Genomic DNA, 18,630 nt, shown 5'->3' on the forward strand with positions numbered 1-18,630 from the left:
CAGTATTTCCTACCCATTAGTCGATAGCAAATAGTGCTGGGATAACAGCTTTTTGGGAAACTTTGTTGACCTATATGAATCAACCTGCCAAGATAGTCCTAAATTTATTGATCTATACCCATCGAGATGTTGACTCAGTCAGCGGCGACTCAGCCAGAATCCTTTTCTGAATCTTCTAATTCATCGACTGCGATCGCTCTCAAAGCGAACCAACTCCTGTCTACTCAAGCGCTCAACACTTTGAATGTCCGGTCAAATCTCAAAGGCGGATTGCAACTAGCAGGACACCTTGCGGTGATGGGTGTGAGTGGCTATCTCTGGGCAACCCAGAGCGATAGCTTATTCATTGCGCTGCCTGCCTTAATCCTCTACGGAGTTAGCTTGGCGGCAATGTTTGCACCAATGCATGAATGCTGTCACCGTACCGCTTTTGCCAATAATCGCCTCAACGACGGGGTTGCCTGGTTTGCGGGGCTACTGTCGTTTTATAACAGCGCGTTTTACCGTCGGTATCACAAGTGGCACCATCGCTACACTCAAATTCCTGAGAAAGACCCAGAACTGAGCGATCGCAAACCGCAAACCTTGGCTGAATATCTGGTCGTCATTAGCGGCTTTAACTGGTGGATTGGCAAAATACGCGGACATCTGCGGATTGCGTTTGGCAGTCTAGAAGGCTGTCCTTATATTTCCGATACTGTCCGATCTGAGGTGATTCGCTCAACGCGGCTGCAACTGCTCGTTTATGGAGTCGCGATCGCCCTTTCGATCGCCTACCAACACCCCTGGTTTCTGCTCTATTGGGTGTTGCCGCTTGCAGTGGGGCAACCTGTTTTACGAGCATTTCTGCTTGCTGAACATACCGGCTGTACTCATGACGATAATGCTCTAACCAACACGCGCACGACGTTAACGATCGCCCCGTTTCGATGGCTGATGTGGAATATGCCCTTTCACGCCGAGCATCATCTATATGCCTCGATTCCGTTTCATGCGCTGCCTGCTGCCCATAAGGTTTTGCAATCTCACTTCAGCCACGTAGATCAGGGCTATGTGAAAGTGAACCGCAGTATCATTGCTCAATTGGGTTCGCATTTATGACCGATGGCTGTTTTATTCTCAAAGATTTTGCGCTTCAGTGTGGCAAAGTATTACCCGAAGCCAAATTGGTCTATCAAACCTATGGTGAGTTGGCAGGCGATCGCCGCAATGTCATTCTCTATCCCACGTCCTACGGTGCCCAACATAGCGATGTTGACTGGTTGATTCGTCCCGATGGCATTCTTGACCCCACGCGCTGGTTTATTATCATTCCTAATATGTTTGGCAATGGGCTATCGAGTTCGCCTAGCAATTCTGCTGACTGTGGTTTAGCGGAACAGAGATTTTGGTTTACCCAAGTTGATAATGTTCGCGCTCAGTCTCAGCTTTTGCGAAAGGTATTTGGGATTGAGCAGTTGGCGCTGGTGTATGGCTGGTCGATGGGAGCGCAGCAGGCGTATCACTGGGGTGTAATGTTCGGCGATCGCGTAGAACGAATTGCGGCACTCTGCGGCACAGCACGAACCACAGATCACAATCGGATTTTTCTCGAAAGTTTGCGATTGGCATTAACGGCAGATCCCGCCTGGAATGGCACGGGGTTTGATGGAATGCCCGATCGCGGCTTTCGCACTTTTTCCCGAATTTACGCCAGTTGGGCAGCCTCCCAAGCTTTTTATCGCACAGGGCTGTATTATCAACTCGGCTATGAGTCGTTGGATGATTATTTAGTGCGTGGGTGGGAAGCGGCATATCGTCAGCGCGATCCGCATAACTTAATTGCCATGCTTGATACTTGGTTGCGCTGCGATGTGGGCAATAATCTAAGCGGTCAAATGGACTACGCTCAAGCTTTGCGATCGATTTCGGCAAAAACTCTGGTCATGCCTTCCGCAACAGATTTATACTTTACGCCAGAAGATTGTGCGGCTGAGGCGGCTTTGATTCCCAACGCGACCTATTGCCCCATCCCTTCCATTTGGGGGCATCGGGCGGGAAATCCCTATCAAAATCCAGTAGATGAAACCTTTATCCGACAGACTGTTTGGGAATTGTTGGGGGTGTGAGACTTGGAAGGCGGCTAGTCAACAACATACCTGTACGGGCAGTTTTTGTAGCGGATTGACTAGCAAAACATTCAATCTTGGCTAAACCTGCCTCAACAGCAGGAGTTCTACTGATGCTAAACTAACCCGACAAAATTGCTGATACTGATATTAATAGTTGCTATGACCAGACTTTTATCTGAATTTGCTCGTGAAAACGAGGTTCGCTATTTTCTGATTTCTTTTACGGATCTGTTTGGGGTACAGCGATCGAAGTTGGTGCCAACTCAGGCGATCGATGCTATGGCGGTGAATGGGGCGGGGTTTGCCGGGTTTGCAGCTTGGTTGGATATGACTCCGGCTGATCCAGATATTTTGGCGATTCCCGATCGCGACAGTCTGATTCAATTGCCTTGGCAGCCGGATGTGGCATGGATGGCAGCCGATCTCTATATGAATGGGCAAGCAGTGGAGCAAACGCCGCGCTGGGTGCTGAAGCATGTGATGGGAAAGGCGGCAGCGCAAGGCTACCGGGTGAAAACGGGGGTGGAGTGTGAATATTTTCTGCTGACTGCGGATGGTGAGCAGATTTCAGATGGACGCGATCGCGCTAGCAAACCCTGTTATGACCAGCAAGCTCTGATGCGTCGCTTTGAGGTGATTTCAGAAATCTGCGATGCCATGTTGAAACTGGGCTGGGGTGCCTATCAGAACGATCATGAAGATGCCAACGGTCAGTTTGAAATGAACTGGATCTATGCGGATGCGCTAGTAACCGCCGATCGCCATGCCTTTTTCAAATATATGGTCAAGGCGATCGCCGAAAAACATAGGCTGCGCGCCACCTTCATGCCCAAACCCTTTCCCCATCTGACGGGCAATGGCTGCCATACCCACCTGTCCGTTTGGGATCTCCCCGGTAAAACAAACCTGTTTGATGATCCCAATGGCAAACTCGGACTGGCACCCTTGGCATATCAGTTCATTGGGGGCGTATTGCACTCTGCTGCCGCCCTCTGCGCCTTCACGAATCCCACGGTCAACTCCTACAAGCGAATCAATGCCCCCGTGACTGCTTCTGGCGCTACTTGGTCGCCCAACACCATCAGCTATAGCGGCAACAATCGCACTCACGCCATCCGCATTCCAGAACCGGGACGGTTTGAGTTTCGCTTAGCAGATGGTGCTGCAAATCCCTACCTGCTGCCTGCTGCTCTAATTGCCAGCGGCTTAGATGGCATGGAACATCAACGCGATCCGGGCGATCGCCACGACAACAACGCCTACACCGATCCGCTGGCACTTGAAACCGTCAAACGCTTACCTGCAAACCTGCTAGATGCGCTGCGCTGCCTAGAAGCCGATACTATCCTCACTCCCATACTGGGATCTGCCCTAGTATCGGCTTACACCAAACTCAAACACCAAGACTGGAACGAGTACAGCACCCACATTAGCCCGTGGGAACTAGAAGCCACTTTAGACTGTTAATCACGACTTACCCAGTTTGGATTGAATCTGATCAAACAAGGCTTCATCAGAAAAGAACTGTTCTTGAACCTTGCCCCAACCGCCATACTCGTCCACTGTGGCAAGCTTTTTCACAGGTGGAAACTGAGTTGCCAACGTTTTTTCATTTGCTGTGGCATAGTCACCCACCGGACGAAACCCTAGCTTGACAAACTCCGCCTGGGCTTCTGGGGTAAATAGGAACTGGGTAAAGGCTTCTGCCACTTCACGAGTACCCCGTTTGTCTACGTTTTTATCCACCACAGCAACGGGAGTATCGATGGAAATATTAGTGTCGGGCACCACAAAGTCAATCTTTTCTCCTTTTTGCTGCGCTAGAATCACCTCATTTTCATAGTTAATCAAGGCATCTCCCTGACCCTGCTTAGCAAAGATATCCGTGGCTTCCCGTGCATCTTTTGCCAGAATTGCCACGTTTTTGAAGGCTTGAGTTACAAATTCGGTTGCCTTAGCCTCATCTCCCCCATTTTTCAGGGCATAATCCCACAAAACCAGGAAGTTCCAGCGAGCGCCCCCAGACGTTTTTGGGTTTGCCGTCACCCATTTCACCCCATCGCGAGTTAAATCTCCAAAGGTTTTGATATTTTTGGGGTTTCCATCACGGGTAATCACGGCGGCAACGGATTTTGCCACAATGCCATTGTTGGGAAGTTTTTTGTTCCAGTCTCCATTAACGATTTTGGCTTCAACGAGCTTTTCCACGTCGGCTCCTATCGCCAGATGAACCACGTCGGCTTCAAGCCCATCAATGATGGCGCGAGTTTGGGAACCCGATCCGCCATAGCTTTGCCTAAAGGTAACGGTTTGACCCTTTTCTTTTTGCCACTTCTCCTGAAACAGAGAAATGATGGCATCGTGAGCCGCCTTTGGCACGGCGTAAGCGACAAGATTGATTTCAATTTCCTTTTTTTGATCAGTGGCAGGAGTAGCGCTGCCCGTCGTGCTGGTGTTGGTAGCGCCTCCCGAACAGGAGGCGATCGCTACACTTAACCCAATTCCAACTAAAAACAAGGAGATAGCGTGATTAAACGATGTGAATCGCACCTTCGCAAATCGCCGCATCCAATTATCTCCAAAATCCCAAAACTCTTGCCGCTTATTCATGACTGCATACCTTCGCCTATACTATCCACAATCTCCATCCCACTTAGAAACCGAAGATTGAAACTTGATTTTACAGAGTAGTGGACTGGAACGCAAGAAAAAACACCGATATTCCCGTCGGGAAATGAGGGATTAAACTATTCAGTTCTATCTAATTGATTGAGTCAATTTTAGGGTTGACATCAAGCAGGAGGTTTTATATAGTTCAATTGTACTAACTGGGCGAATTTAGGCGCAATTGGGGGCAACGATTTAATGCCTATCTTGATGCCGATAAATGATGCAGATAAACCTGCAATTTGATATAACCCATTGGAAGACTCACTATGACTGCCACAGAAACCCGCCGAACGAAAGCTGCCATCAAAGAGCCTGCTCCTGCCAGTCTATCAACCCGCACTCTGGCGTTGGATGCTGGCAACTATGATCTTAAGTTTTGGGATGGTAATACTCACCCTCGCGCGATTCGCTCCATTCGTTATCAGTTGCCCCAAGGTCGGGATGCCGTTCGCTACTTAGATACTTCTCCTTTGATTGAACTTGCCGATACTACACGCTATCACTTTGGCACCCAGGCATATAAGTATCGTCGTCAGCAGCAAACCGTGATTGAAAACAAGGCAGAACTGGCGCGACTCCATCTTTACGCCTGTCTTGAGCCTTGGGATGGAAGCAGTGAATTTTCGTTGAATTTACATGTTTCCACGCCAGAACCCAGCCGCACCGAACAAGCGCTGCGATCGCAACTCATGGGCATCCACGAATTTAAACGCAACGGCACTCCTTTTCGGGTAACGGTCGATCGCGTTAGCGTTGAGCGTGAAGGCATGGGAGCCTATTGTTACGCCCAGCGACTAGGGTTAATTCCCGATAATGGCTACACCGTGGTCATTGATATTGGCGGCGGCACTTGGCTGACTCGGCTAGTGGATGCGGAAGGCGATGTGATCAATGAAAATGTCATGGATCGAGGCGGCACCTACGAACTGGCAACCTCCATTAGTTTTGATAAACGCCTCGCCGATGCCCTAGGCACCACCGCTGATCCCGGCATTGTCATGGATGGGTTCAAATCGGCACACGCCTATGCCGACACGGGGTTATCTTGGTCACTGTGGCTAGAAGAATATCTCGACCCCTGGTTTCGAGGCATTTTTCAAACCGTGAAGGCACAATACACGCCCTATATGTCACGGGTGACGCGGTTTCTGGTGACGGGAGGTGGATCTCATCTGATTACTGAACGTCTGGCAGGACGCAAGCTGTTTGCTATGATTCCCGATCCTCAGTTTGCCAATGTGCGCGGTTTGTATCCACTTCCAGAGGGCTTGCAGCTATGTATGACAACAAGATAAGGCTTAGCCAGGATGTGTTAGAAAAAGCGGAAATCATTGCTCAGGAATGGGGGCTGAAAAACTCACGGGCTGCGGTTGAGGCGGTGTTTCGTCGCTATGCCGATGAGTATTTGGGGCGGCGAACCCTGCACGATTCCCTTCGGGATCGTGGAACGAATCGCGCCGGGGCAGGTGGGGCGATCGCTGTGATTCCTCCAACTATCACTAATTGCGATGCCCTAAACGAACTCGACGAATTACTGGGATTGTAAGGGTAGCTTGATGGTGAAGGTTGTCCAGCCGTTTTGGCTGGAAACCGCGATCGCGCCGTTTAAGCGTTCCACTCGTTTTTTCACCAAGGCTAATCCCAATCCAGTCCCGCCATGTTTCCAGGGGTCGTTGTTGGGAACTCGATAGAACTTATCGAACACATGCTGGAGTTCAGCTGCGGGGATTTCTACCCCAGAATTAGCAATGGCTAGGATGATGCCCGGAATTGTGGGATCGAAAGTCGCAGATACCGCGATCGCTTCGCCTAGAGGCGTGTATTTGCAGGCATTGTGCAATAATTCAGTTAAAATCATCTCTAGATAGTTAAAATCGGTTGTCAGCGGTGGCAACGCATCATCAATGGTGATAGAAAACTGTTGTTGTTGGCTGTGAGTTCGCTCTACAAACGATTCTGTAATGTGGGGCAACCAGTATTGCAGGTGATGGGTCAGCGGCAATAAGGGTTCGGAGCCAGAATCGAGCCGCGACAGATCTAGCAGATCGTTGATTAAGCTCGTTTCTCGATGACATTCCTCTTTGAGAATTTGTAGATAGCGCTCGATGCGATCGCCGGTATTGATGCAGGCGAGAGTGTCATTGCCATCGGCATAAACGAGGTGCTGTTGCTCCATGCTGATTTCTAGCATCTGCGTCGCCATTTTGATGTTTGCCATCGGGGTTCGCAGTTCATGAGAAACGGTGCTGAGGAAGTCATCTTTTAAGCCGTTGAGGCGCTCTAATTCTTGCACTTGCAACTGAGCCGCTTGATATAACCGAGATTGCCGCAGGGCGATCGCACACTGGTTTGCCACTTGCTGCACCAACCGAATCTCCAACTCATCAAAAGTATCGTGCTTAGATCGATAAAGCCACAGGTCGCCCAAAATGCCCTGGTCATCCATCATCGGACACGCCAAAATTGCATAGATTTCGCCGTGGGGTTGAGCGTAGGTTGTGACGGTAAAGCAAAACTGGAGGCAGATATTTTGAATTAGCTGATCAAAAATTTCGATCGCGGGGCAATCTGCAAACGCGATCTGCTGTCCTAGGGCAAAGGGTTGAGCGAGGGAGTATTCATGAGTAATGGTATGGGAAGTAAGCGTTAGATCATAAAGGGCAGCATTGCAACACTTGACTTGTAGCCCTTGCCCTAGCTCATCGACAGCGGTTTGCAAAATTTGGTCTTCGTCTAAACTATCTCGTACCTTATCCGTAATCCGTTTGAGCAACGCTTCAAAGCTGAGTGCTTGGCGAAGTTGAGCGGTGCGCTGCTGCACTTCTTGTTCTAGATGAATATTTAGCTGTTGGACTCGTTGATATAGCTGTGATTGTTGAATGGCGATCGCCAATTGATCTGCCACCGCACTGACTAAATCCACATCTTCGTTTTGCCAATAGGTCTGAATATCGGCGCGGAGTAATGTTAAACAGCCCCAAACCTTACCCTCAACTTCTAACGGAATTAACAACCATGCCCCCGAAAACTGTTGAGCCAGTTCTTGGTTGATGCAGTCTATCAAATGATTGGCGTTATCAATGCGAACAGTCTGATTTTGCTTGAGTTGGGCAGCGATCGGGTTATTTCGATCGACAATTCTGATATCTAAGGCAGACGGCAAACTAGAATCTCGCAAATATTCTGCGACGTGGTGCCATTCTCCCGGTTCAGGTAAATATTTAGCGATGCCCACTTGATCAACCTGCAACAGATTACCAATTTCACGAGTCGCAGTTAAAAAAATGGTTTCTAAATCTAAAGAATGGCGAATTGCCTGAGTCATTTGATTCAGTGCATATTCCCGCTCTGCCTGTCGCCGCAGCAAATGTTGCGCTTTTTCACGATCGCCTTCATTGCGTCTACGTTCATTTTCAATCCGCTTGCGATCGCTAATATCACGCACCATGATCAGCACCTCATTTTCACCAATCATCGCAACCCGAATTTCTTCATCGTAGAGATCGCCCTCAACTTCTATTTGGTGTTCATACACTTGCACCTGTCCCGTCTGCAAAGCCTGTTGCACATAACCCATGCGTTGCTTAGCTAGATCTGTGGGCAAAACATCAAAGATATTCTTGTTCTCAAAGCCATCTTCTGGTTTCAGCAACCTAACGTTTTGTCCTTCCACCACTTCCAAATAGTTTCCCATTGCATCCATGCAGATCAGCAAATCGGGAATGGCACTAATCGTGGCGCAGTTGCGGGCTTCACTCCAGCGCAGAGCCGCTTCAGTACGTTTGCGATCGCCAATATCTTGCACAATTGCAGTTGCAAATAAAATATCGCCTTGGCTATCTAGCACACTCGATACATGCACATTCACCCAGCACAATTGCCCATCTTTCCGCACATAGCGCTTTTCTAAGGAATAAGTTTGCAGATCGCCCGTTTGCATTTGTGCCGCTAGCGACACTTCTATTTCCTGATCATCTGGGTAGGTCAAGTCTCGATAGCTCATTGCCAATAGTTCAGCGTCGCTGTATCCCACCAAATTGCAAAACGCCGGGTTGACCTGCAAATAGTTGCCCGATAGTTGCGTCAGATTCATGCCAATTTCAATCTGATCAAAAACAGCACGAAAGCGTTGCTCACTGTGGCGCAGAGCATTTTCTGCCTGTTGGCGATCTCGCTGCACCCGTTCCTGATTTTCTTGTAGCGCTGCTTCAGCCTGCTTATGGAAAGTGATATTGGTTTCCACACAGGTCACCACCCAGCAATTCGCCGCCTCATTCCAAAGTGGGGTGACTGTATCTGAAATCCAGTAAATGGAGCCATCTTGATGTTGAAAGCGAAACTCCATCGTAGCAACCCGTCCAGCCAAAATGTCCTGAAAAATGGGCATGACAACTTTTTCTTGATCCTCTGGCAAAATCCGCGACATCCACAAGTCGCTATCTGCAATAAACTCCTCAGCAGTAAAGCCCAATAGCTTTTGGCAATTGGGAGAGAAATAAACGCATTTCCAAGAGCCATCTAGAAAAACGTGGCTTTGAGCAATGGTGGAGGATGACGCATTTAGAACCGTGCCGAGCTGAATTTCTAGTGCTTCGATTTCAATTTCTGCCTGTTTGCGAATGACTTCATCACGCTTCGTTTTGCTTCCCATATCCAAAAACTGCTGCAATTGCTGAATGATGTGGCGGATTAATGGGGCAGCAATAGGCGAGGGAGCAGTTCCTATCGCGATTCCTGTGGAAGACTTCGCTAAGGTTGTACGGATCGCTGAATTAACAGACTGGAAGGGTCGCAGCCCCAGCACTAGCCAGCCTATACCCATCGCTGAAACTGCCGCAATTGCAAACCCAATAATGATCAACGGAGCAAAAGATGGTTGTAAACAAAAACTACTGATCATAGGAACGGTAGATAGGAACCTGAATGTCATAGACTTTTACCCTCGCCCAATAATTAAGAGGGAATTGAAAATGCCCTAAGGTCAAAAGTTCATACGAGCCGTAAATCAGCTAAAATTCTCAATTGCACTCAATCTTAAATCGCCCCCGATAATTAATCTAGGATATCGTAGATTATTAATTGCTTTTGTATTTGTACTGCCTTAAACTGCTATCCCACTTGTTTATTTATTGAAATTTGAGCAAAGTATTCAAAAGGATGATTGTGCATTGCTGCGGTTTATTCTTTAAATGACTTAGGAGAAAAGACGAAAGGATACGGGCGATCGCACCATATCCAAAGATGCATAAACGCAAAGGAGAGTCCAAATGTCGCAGGCTAAACATGGTGACACTGTAAAAGTCCACTACACCGGAAAATTAGACAATGGCACGACGTTTGATTCATCAATTGAGCGCGAGCCTTTAGAATTTACCATCGGGTCTGGCGGAATTATTCCTGGATTTGAGCAAGCTGTCATTGGCATGACTCCCGGCGACTCAAAGACCGAGCTAATTCCTACAGACAGCGCTTATGGTGCTTATTTAGAAGAAATGGTATTGGTCGTCGATCGCCAGCAAATGCCCGCAGATGTGGAGCCAGAAGTTGGGCAACAGCTTCAGCTTCAGCATCAAACTGGTGAACTGATTACAGTGATCATCACCGATATTTCTCCTTCCACCATCACGCTAGATGCCAACCATCCCCTAGCCGGCGAAGATCTCACCTTTGATATTCAACTGATTGAAATTGCTGCCTAAATTTCAAAACAGTAAGCGTCCTGATTTCGCTGGAAAAACAGTGTAAAAATGGCGAGAGTACTATTTAAGGTTACTCTCGCCATTTTTATAGATAGGTTAAGCGCTAAACCTAGGAAATGGTCTTAGCTTTAGCGCTTTAATCAGGGCGAACGATGGGACTTGAACCCACGAATGGCGATACCACAAACCGCTGCCTTAACCACTTGGCTACGCTCGCCGTATTCGTTCCTCAGTATAACAGTTTTGCTTGAAATTGGTCTACCGGGAAAAACACTCGTATAATTGCTGAGAAATTTTTAAAGGTTAGTCCGCCTGAAAAAATGCCCCGTATAATTGCTGATAAATGGACTAAAAGGATGAGCCACTTTGAAAAGTTGATGATTCAATTTTTTTCAAAAGGAGCCGCTAAACAGACTGGAAGTGTGGTGAATTAGGAGCAAAACAAATGGAATCAAGTTGGCAGCAACCCCGATTTTTTTTGAGAAAAATGAGTTTTTTGGCAACGTTTGGAGCCGCTTCATTCGCTTGTTTGGGCGCAGCTATGGCAATTACTAATCCAACTCCTGCTGCTTATAGCCGCTACGCTACCCATCAGTTGACTCAGTATGCTCAATCTAATATCTGTGCCGAAGCTCCAACCGCCTTTGGGTTGAAAGAAGAATGTCGATCGCTGCTCAAGTCCAATCAGCCAGAGATCCAACGTTTTATCATGAGCCACACTGAGCACCGCAACTTTTTCTTTTTTAGCGTCTATACCACTGATCTGGCGATCGCGTCGTTTTTGCCAACCTATCAGCTACAAACGATAGGGTTATTCCAAGAGTTTTATGTGTTTGGCATCGAGCAATAACCAAAGCCTTTTCCACAATGCTTTTAGTGTGTACCCTACTACCCAAAACCGAAATCTCAAAGTCTCTCTCCCGCTCTACGAGAGGGATCTAGGATGAGGGCGCAAAAGTGACATGTTCTCTTAGGAAGCCTGCAACTATAGGCTCAACGTCCTGTGGGGTAGTATCTTAAGCAAGATGACTTTGCTAAAGTATTGATTGTGACGACCATAGAATCAAGAAACTCGTTTGTCCCTGAGGATAATCAAAATTTGCTTTTCACAACTATCATTCAATGAAAAAAACATTTGCTGGAGTATTCGTTGGGGCGTTGTTGGTTTTGCCGATCGCAGTGGCTCAAAGTCAAGCTCAATCGCCAAGTTCACCCCCCGCAGCCCAAATCATATCGCTTCCTGGATTGAGTGGATCAGCTAGCCCATTAGAGATTCAGCAGTTTGCCCAAGCCGTCAAACAACTGAGAAAAGTTGAGATGGAAACCCAAAAGAAAATGGCTGAAGCGCTCAAGGGAGAAGGCTTATCGCCTCAGAGGTTTCAGGAAATTGGACAACGGCAGGATAATCCTGACTCTCCTTTGACCGCAGATATTTCGCCGAAAGAGCAGGAGAAGTTTGACAAAGCATTGGCAAAAATCAATCAAATTCAACAGGATGCAGTTCCAAAGCAAAATCGAGCCGTGAGGCTCCAAGGGTTAACTCTAGAACGATTTAACCAAATTGGACGGGCGATCGAGCAAAACCCTACGTTGAAACGGCAGTTTCGAGAAAATCTTTAGCCAGTAATTCGAGGGGATTTCAAACATTCGGCTCTTCTATCTTTAGGGTTCAAAGAAGGGATTTTAGGGATTAAGCATCTTGCCCAAGAGGGTTTGAGTTTTCGCTTATTCAACCGATTGATTCATCAAACTTTCGGCAAAAGTATAGAGTTCCTCCTCTGATCGCCCCTGTAGCTGCAAGTCTTTCAGTTCGATCAATCCTTGTGCCAAGTTGGGAGCGCGTTTTTTGTAGACGTTGTTTGCGGCTAGCAGATCGGTAAAAATTTCTTGTTCAATCTGGAGGCGGCTCGCTTCATCGGATAAAGGCGACGCATATTCAACCGAGTCCACGTCGTATTTAAGTAGAAAAATCAGGGCGTTGCTGAGTTGCTTGAGGGTCTGCTGAAGTTTGCGGGTGTCGAGTTCTAGGCGATCGAAGCCGACTTGTCCTTCAATTCGCAGTTCTACCATGGGCTGGTCATTGGGATTGATCTTTCGAGATTGGATGGCTTGCTGAACTAACGCGATCGCGCTTTCTTCTAGTTCCTCTAAGCTTTCCTGTCCCCGTGTGGTTAGCCTTAAACGCAAAGCTGGACGCTGACAATAATCTTGCTTTAGTTCAGCTTGGATTCCAGCAGCATTGATTTCTACTAAATAGGCACCGCGCTTGTAGGTTGTTTCATCAATATTGTTTGCTTCTAAGGAACCGGGGTTGAAGATCCAGCCCTGTTCTTCGTAGTTCTTATGGATGTGACCGAGGGCGAGGTATTCAACTCCAGCCTGCTTTAGGGGCAGCAAATCGGTGTAGCGTAACGCCCCTTGATACCGGGCGATTTGTCCTTCTAAGCCGTGGTGGAACAGCATAATTGTGTGGGCGGTGGGGGCTGGCAAGGCGTGGATTGCTTCGGCTAACTGGGCGATCGCTTTGGGAGCCGATGCGCCATACCACTGGGAGCCAATTACCCGCACGCCGCAATCTAAGTCAATATAGCCGCCGCGCTTTTCATCGGGGTTCCACGGTTCATAAACGGGTTCGCCTAGGGCAGTGTCGCCCGGTTCTAATAGGATTAACCCATACCAATCTGCCAGATAGCGGAGCCAGCTTGTTTTGGTGCCGTAGGGTCGGTTGTCGTGGTTGCCTTCGATCGCGATTGTGGGAATGCCTGCCTCGTGCAGTTCTTGAAAGCACACCTTCGCCTGGTTGAGAATATTGGGTTGTAGCGATCGATGTTCAAATAAATCGCCTGCAATCACGACAAAATCGACCTGTGCCGCGATCGCGTACTTTCGGATCACATCTTGTAACGCTAAGAAAAAATCCTTGGTGCGTTCTTTGCTGTCATAGCGATCGTAGCCCAAGTGAATATCCGAGATATGCAAAAAGCGCGGCATGGTAAGAGATTGATGGATTAGCCCAAGTCTAGCGGATGGATTGGATCCCTCACACTCAGAAATAACAGTTTCCTTAATTACGATGCCAGCGAGTAATCCCGCCAGGCTGATCGATCAAGGTGATGCCGTTTGTTTGAAGTTCGTTGCGGATGCGATCGCCCTCGGCAAAGTTCTTTGCTTTTCGAGCATCCTGTCGCTGCTGAATTAAGGTTTCAATCTCTGCATCCGATAATCCATTGGTAGTCTCTGCATCTTGCTCCGCTTTCGTTTCCAATCCCAAGGTTTGAGCAAGCTGTTTGAGCGTCTGCCATTGCTGTTGAAGTTCTACGATCGCCAGATCGGGCTGACCTTGATGCACGAGTTGATTCACTTCCCGCCGTAGGTCTTTTGCTAGTTCAAACAGCACCGAAAGCGCGATCGGCGTATTAAAATCGTCATCCATCGCCTGGTTAAAGCGATCGACGAAGGGTTGATTAAGCGTGTCTGGTGCTGCCGTTGACCAGCCGGGTAACTTGGCAAATTGTTCGCTAGCTTGAAGCGCTTCCTTCAAAGTATTCCATCCGTTTTCAGCCGCCGAGATCGCTTCATCGGTGAAATCGATTGGGCTGCGATACTGGGCTTGCAGGACGAAGAGCCGAATCACCATCGGATCAATAGTTTCCAGCAGCGATCGAATCGTGGTGAAGTTGTTCAGGGATTTGGACATTTTGTCGCCCCGAATTTTCACGAACCCGTTGTGCATCCAAACGTTTGCCAATGGTTTTGTCGTTGCTGCTTCCGATTGAGCAATTTCGTTCTCGTGATGCGGAAACACCAGATCTTCGCCGCCCGTGTGAATATCAATGCGATCGCCCAGCAACTTCTTCACCATTGCCGAGCATTCAATATGCCAGCCCGGTCGCCCCATGCCCCAGGGTGATTCCCACTCCGGCTCCCCCGGTTTTGCTGTCTTCCACAAAGCAAAGTCAAACGGGTGACGCTTGCGGGTTTCTTCCTCGTCTACTCGTCCGCTTGCCCCCGCTTCCATCTGGTCGAGTTTGCGTCCCGACAGTTTTCCATAGCTGGGAAAGCGCTCAACGGCGTAATATACGTCTCCGGCAGCGGCGTAAGCATAGTCCTGTTGAATCAGGGTTTTGATCAAGTTAATAATTTCAGGTATCACCTCCGTCGCCTTGGGATACGCATCCGCAGGCAGTACATTCAGCCGCCCCATATCTTCTTGGTAGGCGGTGATGTACTGCTGGGTCACCTCTTGCCAGGGAATACCGAGTTCCTGCGATCGCCGAATAATCTTGTCATCAATATCCGTGAAGTTCTGCACATACTCCACGGCATAGCCCTGCCACTGCAAATAGCGCCGCACAATATCCCAAACAATGTACGATCGCGCATGTCCCAAATGGCAATAGTCATAAACCGTCACCCCACAGACATACATCCGCACCTTGCCCGGTTCGAGCGGCTGAAAGAATTCTTTGCGACGGGTGAGCGTGTTATAGATCTGGAGTGGCATAAGAAGTAGGTGTCAAGTGCTAGGTGTCAGGTGTCGGGGAAGAGGAAAGGGGTGAGAGGCAAGAGGGAAGAGTTAAATGGTTTGCTTTTGTCTCTTTGTCTTTTCTCAAATTAAACTTTCGGTTCTCTCTCCATTTAGGAGAGGGCTAGGGTGAGGGCTTCTAGTTCCCTCTCCATTCGGGAGAGGGCTAGGGTGAGGGCAGAAGATCAATTGTCAACTGTCAGACCACAAGAAGATCAGCAATAATGGAAGCAGTATTTTGACTAATGAACTAACGTTAGTCTTTACTACCATTTCTCCTTGTTATTTTCTGACGTTTTCGGTCATTGACGCTATGCAATCTGCATCAACTCTCACTTCAGTCATGGATACGCCCAAAGTTGGGTTGCCTGTCACCATCATTACCGGATTTTTGGGCAGCGGCAAAACGACCCTGCTGAATCACATTTTGACCAATCAGCAAGGCGTACGCACCGCTGTATTGGTGAATGAGTTTGGTGAGATTGGCATTGATAATGAGCTAATCGTTGCCACAGGCGATGACATGGTGGAGTTGAGCAACGGCTGCATCTGCTGCACTATTAACAATGATTTGGTGGAAGCGGTCTATAAGGTATTAGAGCGCCAAGACAATATCGATTATGTTGTGGTGGAAACGACGGGACTTGCTGATCCTTTACCCGTAGCGCTGACTTTTTTGGGAACCGAACTGCGAGACATGACCCGGTTAGATTCCATTATCACCGTGGTGGATGCGGAAAATTTTAGCCTGGATTTATTTAACAGTCAGGCAGCCGTTAGCCAAATTACCTACGGCGACATTATTTTGTTGAATAAAGCAGATTTAGTAGATGAAGAAAAGCTGACTCATCTAGAAGCTCGTTTGCGCGAGATGAAAGAAGGCGCAAGAATTTTGCGATCGGTAAAGGGAGAGGTGCCCCTACCTGCCATTCTCAGTGTGGGTCTATTTGAATCAGATCAATATTTTGAGAATGAGAAGCCAGAACCTATTCATGATCACCACGATCACGAGCCTCATCATCATGTCACACATGACCACGCTGAGCGTGATGAACACGACCATTCTGATTGTGATCACGATCATGATAAGTGCGTCCATGAACATGCCCACCATCATGACCACTCCAACCATTTAGAAGAAGATGGGTTTACCTCGGTGTCGTTTCAGAGCGATCGCCCGTTTGACATCAAAAAATTCCAGCACTTTTTAGACAATCAGCTACCCGCAAGTGTGTTTCGCGCTAAGGGAATTTTGTGGTTTCAAGAAAGCCCCAAACGTCATATCTTCCACCTGAGCGGCAAGCGCTTTTCCCTAGATGACGACGATTGGAAAGGCGCACCCAAAACCCAGTTGGTTCTCATTGGTCAGGGATTGGATCACGATACGCTGTTGGCACAAATCCAGCGCTGCGTTGGCACAAATCCAGAGCATCGGGGTAAAGGATTTGGCAAATGATTGTGGGTGAGGGCGCAGCATTTGGACACAAACCTTTCTGCGATCGCAGTGCGTTGACTGAATGCTACACCCTTATGGGAAATAGCTGATGAAAAAGGTGTATGTTTGTCAATATGTTAACTGCCTTCGCAACGGCTCGGAAGCAGTCTTCCAGGCATTTCAGGCTTGCCCGGTTGCTGATGTGGAAGTGATTGCAAGTGAATGTCAGGGACAGTGCAATATGGGGGTGACCGTGCGCGTGTTGCCCGACAATATTTGGTATTGCCGAGTTAAGCCAGAAGACGCGATCGCGATCGTCCAGCAACACTTAAAAGATGGGCAGCTAGTCGATCGCCTGCTTCATCCCCGTATTCATCGCCGCTAGAATTAAGTTTCAGGTGTTGGGTGCCCGGTTCCAGCGGTCAGAAAGTTCCCCGGTTCTTCTCTCTGACCGCTAACCTCTAACTCCTGCCCCCTAAAACCTACTTCTACAGATTTGCCTCAATCACCTCACGATACTGGCTCTTCTGCTTCACTCCTTTCAACTCAGCCACTTTGTCTTTGTGCTTAAACACCTGAATGGTTGGAGTGCCCACAATGCCAGCAGATTCAGCAATATCAGGATCTTGCTCAATGTCGATGCTGATGTAGTGAACTTTACCATCATACTCATCAATCACCTTACTGAACATGGGTTTCAGCGTATGGCAAGGACCGCATTGGGGCGATGAGTAGAAAACTAGAATCGGGCGATCGCTTTCGTGGTAGAGCTTCCGCAACGCATAGCCACCAGAATGGCGAGTGGCAGTAGGATCAAACTCACCCGATTGCTCATCCTCCGTTTTTTTGGTAGGGACATCTGCCGGACGAGTTTCCGCCTCTTTCGTCTGGTGAAACTCCTGAACTAAGCCATTCGCTGATAAATACCGCTCCGCCAACATTGCAGCCATACAGCCCGTTCCCGCCGCCGTAATTGCCTGCCGATATTCGTGATCCTGAACATCACCTGCTGCATATACACCTTCAATGTTGGTTTCAACGGAACCCTGCTGAGTCGCAATATACCCCACTTCGTCTAGGTCTATTTGTCCTTTGAATAGAGAAGTGTTAGGCGTATGACCGATCGCGTAGAACAAACCTTTAACGTGCAGTTCACTTTCTGCGCCTGTGCCTCTATCCTTCAGCTTCACGCCCTTCATGTGATCCGCTTCGCCAAACACATCCAGAATATCGGTGTTCCAATGCACCGTAATCTTGTCGTTTTGCAATACCCGATCCTGCATTGCTTTACTAGCACGCATTTTTTCGCTCCGTACCAGCAGATGCACATGAGAGCCGTACTTAGTCAAATACACTGCTTCCTCAGCGGCAGAGTCTCCGCCACCTACAACCGCAAGCTCAGCCGAGCGGAAAATCGGGGTTGCGCCATCACAAATCGCACAGGCAGAAATGCCGCGACTCCAAAATTGATGCTCTCCTGCTAAACCGAGTCGCTTTGCCGTTGCGCCTGTGGCAATGATGACGCTGTGCGCCTTGACTTCCCGGCTTTCCGACTTAATCACAAACGGACGTTGGCTAAAATCTACTTCCGCCACATCTTCCATCACCAACTCCGCGCCCCAGCGAATTGCCTGCTCTTTCATTCGCGTCATCAACATGGGACCGGTAATGCCTTCCGGGAAGCCAGGAAAGTTTTCCACTTCGGTTGTGGTCATCAGTTGTCCACCGGGCAAGCCTCCCGCCTGGAATCCCTCAAATATAAACGGCTTCAAGTTTGCCCTCGCCGCATAAATCGCCGCCGTATACCCTGCGGGACCCGAACCAATAATCACCACATTTTCAATTGCTGAGTTCTCAGTAGTTACAGTAGCCATGCCTAAATAAAACTCATAACGACTACGCTTAGTATACTACACATTTATTCAACGTGAAGGGTGAGGGCGCAACGCTAACGTTAATCGTGAAATTTCATCTGAGAGGTTTGAAGGACTTTGCCGTGTTTGTCCAAGCTGATCTGAAACTGAAACCAGGCATAATCACCTCATACAGCCGCTCCATCATTCCCAACCCACTAGAATTTGCCTGTTGAAATTATTTCTGGAAGATAATTATCAAGAGTTTGTGAAATCTAGGAGAGTAAGGGTATTTACGGGCTTTAATTGGTTAAGACGTTAAAATTTTAGCGTCTTT

At 48.3% G+C, this 18,630-nt stretch carries 15 protein-coding genes and 1 tRNA gene; 10 read left to right on the forward strand and 6 right to left on the reverse strand.

Annotation, left to right across the window (positions count from 1 at the left end):
• Window positions 1-126 precede the first annotated feature (126 nt).
• From AB3R30_RS11415 to glnT, 3 genes are all read left to right on the forward strand, one after another.
• Window positions 127-1,101, forward strand: a complete 975-nt coding sequence (locus AB3R30_RS11415; RefSeq protein ID WP_458649310.1) for a fatty acid desaturase family protein — start codon at window positions 127-129, stop codon at window positions 1,099-1,101.
• Complete coding sequence (locus AB3R30_RS11420) at window positions 1,098-2,108, forward strand: alpha/beta fold hydrolase (RefSeq protein WP_458649311.1); 1,011 nt, start codon at window positions 1,098-1,100, stop codon at window positions 2,106-2,108. Before AB3R30_RS11415 ends, AB3R30_RS11420 begins: the two co-directional genes overlap by 4 nt.
• Window positions 2,109-2,270: 162 nt before the next feature.
• The gene (gene glnT / locus AB3R30_RS11425; RefSeq protein WP_458649312.1) at window positions 2,271-3,578 is read left to right on the forward strand and encodes a type III glutamate--ammonia ligase; all 1,308 of its coding nucleotides are present in this window, start codon (window positions 2,271-2,273) and stop codon (window positions 3,576-3,578) included.
• Here glnT and AB3R30_RS11430 read toward each other — a convergent pair whose 3' ends face one another.
• Window positions 3,579-4,721 carry a sulfate ABC transporter substrate-binding protein gene (locus tag AB3R30_RS11430; RefSeq protein WP_458649313.1) on the reverse strand — a complete coding sequence of 381 codons (1,143 nt, stop codon included), beginning with the start codon at window positions 4,719-4,721 and terminating at the stop codon, window positions 3,579-3,581.
• 326 nt (window positions 4,722-5,047) lie between these two features.
• On the opposite strand from AB3R30_RS11430, the gene AB3R30_RS11435 reads away from it, so the two are divergent.
• On the forward strand, window positions 5,048-6,076 hold the full coding sequence (locus tag AB3R30_RS11435; RefSeq protein ID WP_458649314.1) for a ParM/StbA family protein: 1,029 nt from the start codon (window positions 5,048-5,050) through the stop codon (window positions 6,074-6,076).
• Entirely contained in the window at window positions 6,058-6,327 is a 270-nt protein-coding gene (locus AB3R30_RS11440; protein ID WP_458649315.1) for a hypothetical protein, read from the forward strand. The genes AB3R30_RS11435 and AB3R30_RS11440 overlap by 19 nt, the downstream gene beginning before the upstream one ends.
• On the opposite strand, the gene AB3R30_RS11445 is transcribed toward AB3R30_RS11440, so the two are convergent.
• Complete coding sequence (locus AB3R30_RS11445; protein ID WP_458649316.1) at window positions 6,313-9,681, reverse strand: PAS domain S-box protein; 3,369 nt, start codon at window positions 9,679-9,681, stop codon at window positions 6,313-6,315. The genes AB3R30_RS11440 and AB3R30_RS11445 overlap by 15 nt on opposite strands.
• Before the next feature lie 367 nt (window positions 9,682-10,048).
• Between AB3R30_RS11445 and AB3R30_RS11450 the strand changes: the two genes are divergently transcribed.
• A complete protein-coding gene (locus AB3R30_RS11450) occupies window positions 10,049-10,480 on the forward strand; it encodes an FKBP-type peptidyl-prolyl cis-trans isomerase (protein WP_458649317.1) in 432 nt (143 codons plus the stop codon).
• Window positions 10,481-10,624: 144 nt separating this feature from the next.
• Here AB3R30_RS11450 and AB3R30_RS11455 read toward each other — a convergent pair.
• Window positions 10,625-10,697, reverse strand: a tRNA-His gene (locus AB3R30_RS11455).
• A 228-nt stretch (window positions 10,698-10,925) separates the two neighbouring features.
• On the opposite strand from AB3R30_RS11455, the gene AB3R30_RS11460 reads away from it, so the two are divergent.
• Together AB3R30_RS11460 and AB3R30_RS11465 are read left to right on the forward strand one after the other, a co-directional pair.
• The gene (locus tag AB3R30_RS11460; RefSeq protein WP_458649318.1) at window positions 10,926-11,330 is read left to right on the forward strand and encodes a DUF4359 domain-containing protein; all 405 of its coding nucleotides are present in this window, start codon (window positions 10,926-10,928) and stop codon (window positions 11,328-11,330) included.
• Between the two features lie 272 nt (window positions 11,331-11,602).
• Entirely contained in the window at window positions 11,603-12,100 is a 498-nt protein-coding gene (locus tag AB3R30_RS11465) for a DUF4168 domain-containing protein (RefSeq protein WP_458649319.1), read from the forward strand.
• A 105-nt stretch (window positions 12,101-12,205) separates the two neighbouring features.
• Here the strand turns inward: AB3R30_RS11465 and AB3R30_RS11470 are convergent, their stop codons facing one another.
• Both AB3R30_RS11470 and cysS read right to left on the reverse strand, forming a co-directional pair.
• Window positions 12,206-13,471: a metallophosphoesterase family protein gene (locus AB3R30_RS11470; protein ID WP_458649320.1), complete on the reverse strand. Its 1,266-nt coding sequence runs from the start codon at window positions 13,469-13,471 to the stop codon at window positions 12,206-12,208.
• 73 nt (window positions 13,472-13,544) lie between these two features.
• Window positions 13,545-14,984 carry a cysteine--tRNA ligase gene (gene cysS, locus AB3R30_RS11475; protein ID WP_458649321.1) on the reverse strand — a complete coding sequence of 480 codons (1,440 nt, stop codon included), beginning with the start codon at window positions 14,982-14,984 and terminating at the stop codon, window positions 13,545-13,547.
• Between the two features lie 334 nt (window positions 14,985-15,318).
• On the opposite strand from cysS, the gene AB3R30_RS11480 reads away from it, so the two are divergent.
• Complete coding sequence (locus AB3R30_RS11480; protein WP_458649322.1) at window positions 15,319-16,461, forward strand: CobW family GTP-binding protein; 1,143 nt, start codon at window positions 15,319-15,321, stop codon at window positions 16,459-16,461.
• Window positions 16,462-16,549: 88 nt separating this feature from the next.
• Entirely contained in the window at window positions 16,550-16,825 is a 276-nt protein-coding gene (locus AB3R30_RS11485; RefSeq protein WP_458649323.1) for a (2Fe-2S) ferredoxin domain-containing protein, read from the forward strand.
• 103 nt (window positions 16,826-16,928) lie between these two features.
• On the opposite strand, the gene trxB is transcribed toward AB3R30_RS11485, so the two are convergent.
• Complete coding sequence (trxB, locus tag AB3R30_RS11490; RefSeq protein ID WP_458649324.1) at window positions 16,929-18,314, reverse strand: thioredoxin-disulfide reductase; 1,386 nt, start codon at window positions 18,312-18,314, stop codon at window positions 16,929-16,931.
• Between the last annotated feature and the right edge of the window lie 316 nt (window positions 18,315-18,630).

It is taken from the genome of Sivoneniella epilithica UHCC 1019 (assembly GCF_040830845.1).
GTDB lineage: Bacteria > Cyanobacteriota > Cyanobacteriia > Leptolyngbyales > Leptolyngbyaceae > ULC077BIN1.

Bases quoted from the DNA above. Each gene is read 5' to 3' on its own strand.
- AB3R30_RS11415 (WP_458649310.1), top strand. From the start codon at position 127: ATGTTGACTCAGTCAGCGGCGACTCAGCCAGAATCCTTTTCTGAATCT.
- AB3R30_RS11420 (WP_458649311.1), top strand. From the start codon at position 1,098: ATGACCGATGGCTGTTTTATTCTCAAAGATTTTGCGCTTCAGTGTGGC.
- glnT (WP_458649312.1), top strand. From the start codon at position 2,271: ATGACCAGACTTTTATCTGAATTTGCTCGTGAAAACGAGGTTCGCTAT.
- AB3R30_RS11430 (WP_458649313.1), bottom strand. From the start codon at position 4,721: ATGAATAAGCGGCAAGAGTTTTGGGATTTTGGAGATAATTGGATGCGG.
- AB3R30_RS11435 (WP_458649314.1), top strand. From the start codon at position 5,048: ATGACTGCCACAGAAACCCGCCGAACGAAAGCTGCCATCAAAGAGCCT.
- AB3R30_RS11440 (WP_458649315.1), top strand. From the start codon at position 6,058: ATGTATGACAACAAGATAAGGCTTAGCCAGGATGTGTTAGAAAAAGCG.
- AB3R30_RS11445 (WP_458649316.1), bottom strand. From the start codon at position 9,681: ATGATCAGTAGTTTTTGTTTACAACCATCTTTTGCTCCGTTGATCATT.
- AB3R30_RS11450 (WP_458649317.1), top strand. From the start codon at position 10,049: ATGTCGCAGGCTAAACATGGTGACACTGTAAAAGTCCACTACACCGGA.
- AB3R30_RS11460 (WP_458649318.1), top strand. From the start codon at position 10,926: ATGGAATCAAGTTGGCAGCAACCCCGATTTTTTTTGAGAAAAATGAGT.
- AB3R30_RS11465 (WP_458649319.1), top strand. From the start codon at position 11,603: ATGAAAAAAACATTTGCTGGAGTATTCGTTGGGGCGTTGTTGGTTTTG.
- AB3R30_RS11470 (WP_458649320.1), bottom strand. From the start codon at position 13,471: ATGCCGCGCTTTTTGCATATCTCGGATATTCACTTGGGCTACGATCGC.
- cysS (WP_458649321.1), bottom strand. From the start codon at position 14,984: ATGCCACTCCAGATCTATAACACGCTCACCCGTCGCAAAGAATTCTTT.
- AB3R30_RS11480 (WP_458649322.1), top strand. From the start codon at position 15,319: ATGCAATCTGCATCAACTCTCACTTCAGTCATGGATACGCCCAAAGTT.
- AB3R30_RS11485 (WP_458649323.1), top strand. From the start codon at position 16,550: ATGAAAAAGGTGTATGTTTGTCAATATGTTAACTGCCTTCGCAACGGC.
- trxB (WP_458649324.1), bottom strand. From the start codon at position 18,314: ATGGCTACTGTAACTACTGAGAACTCAGCAATTGAAAATGTGGTGATT.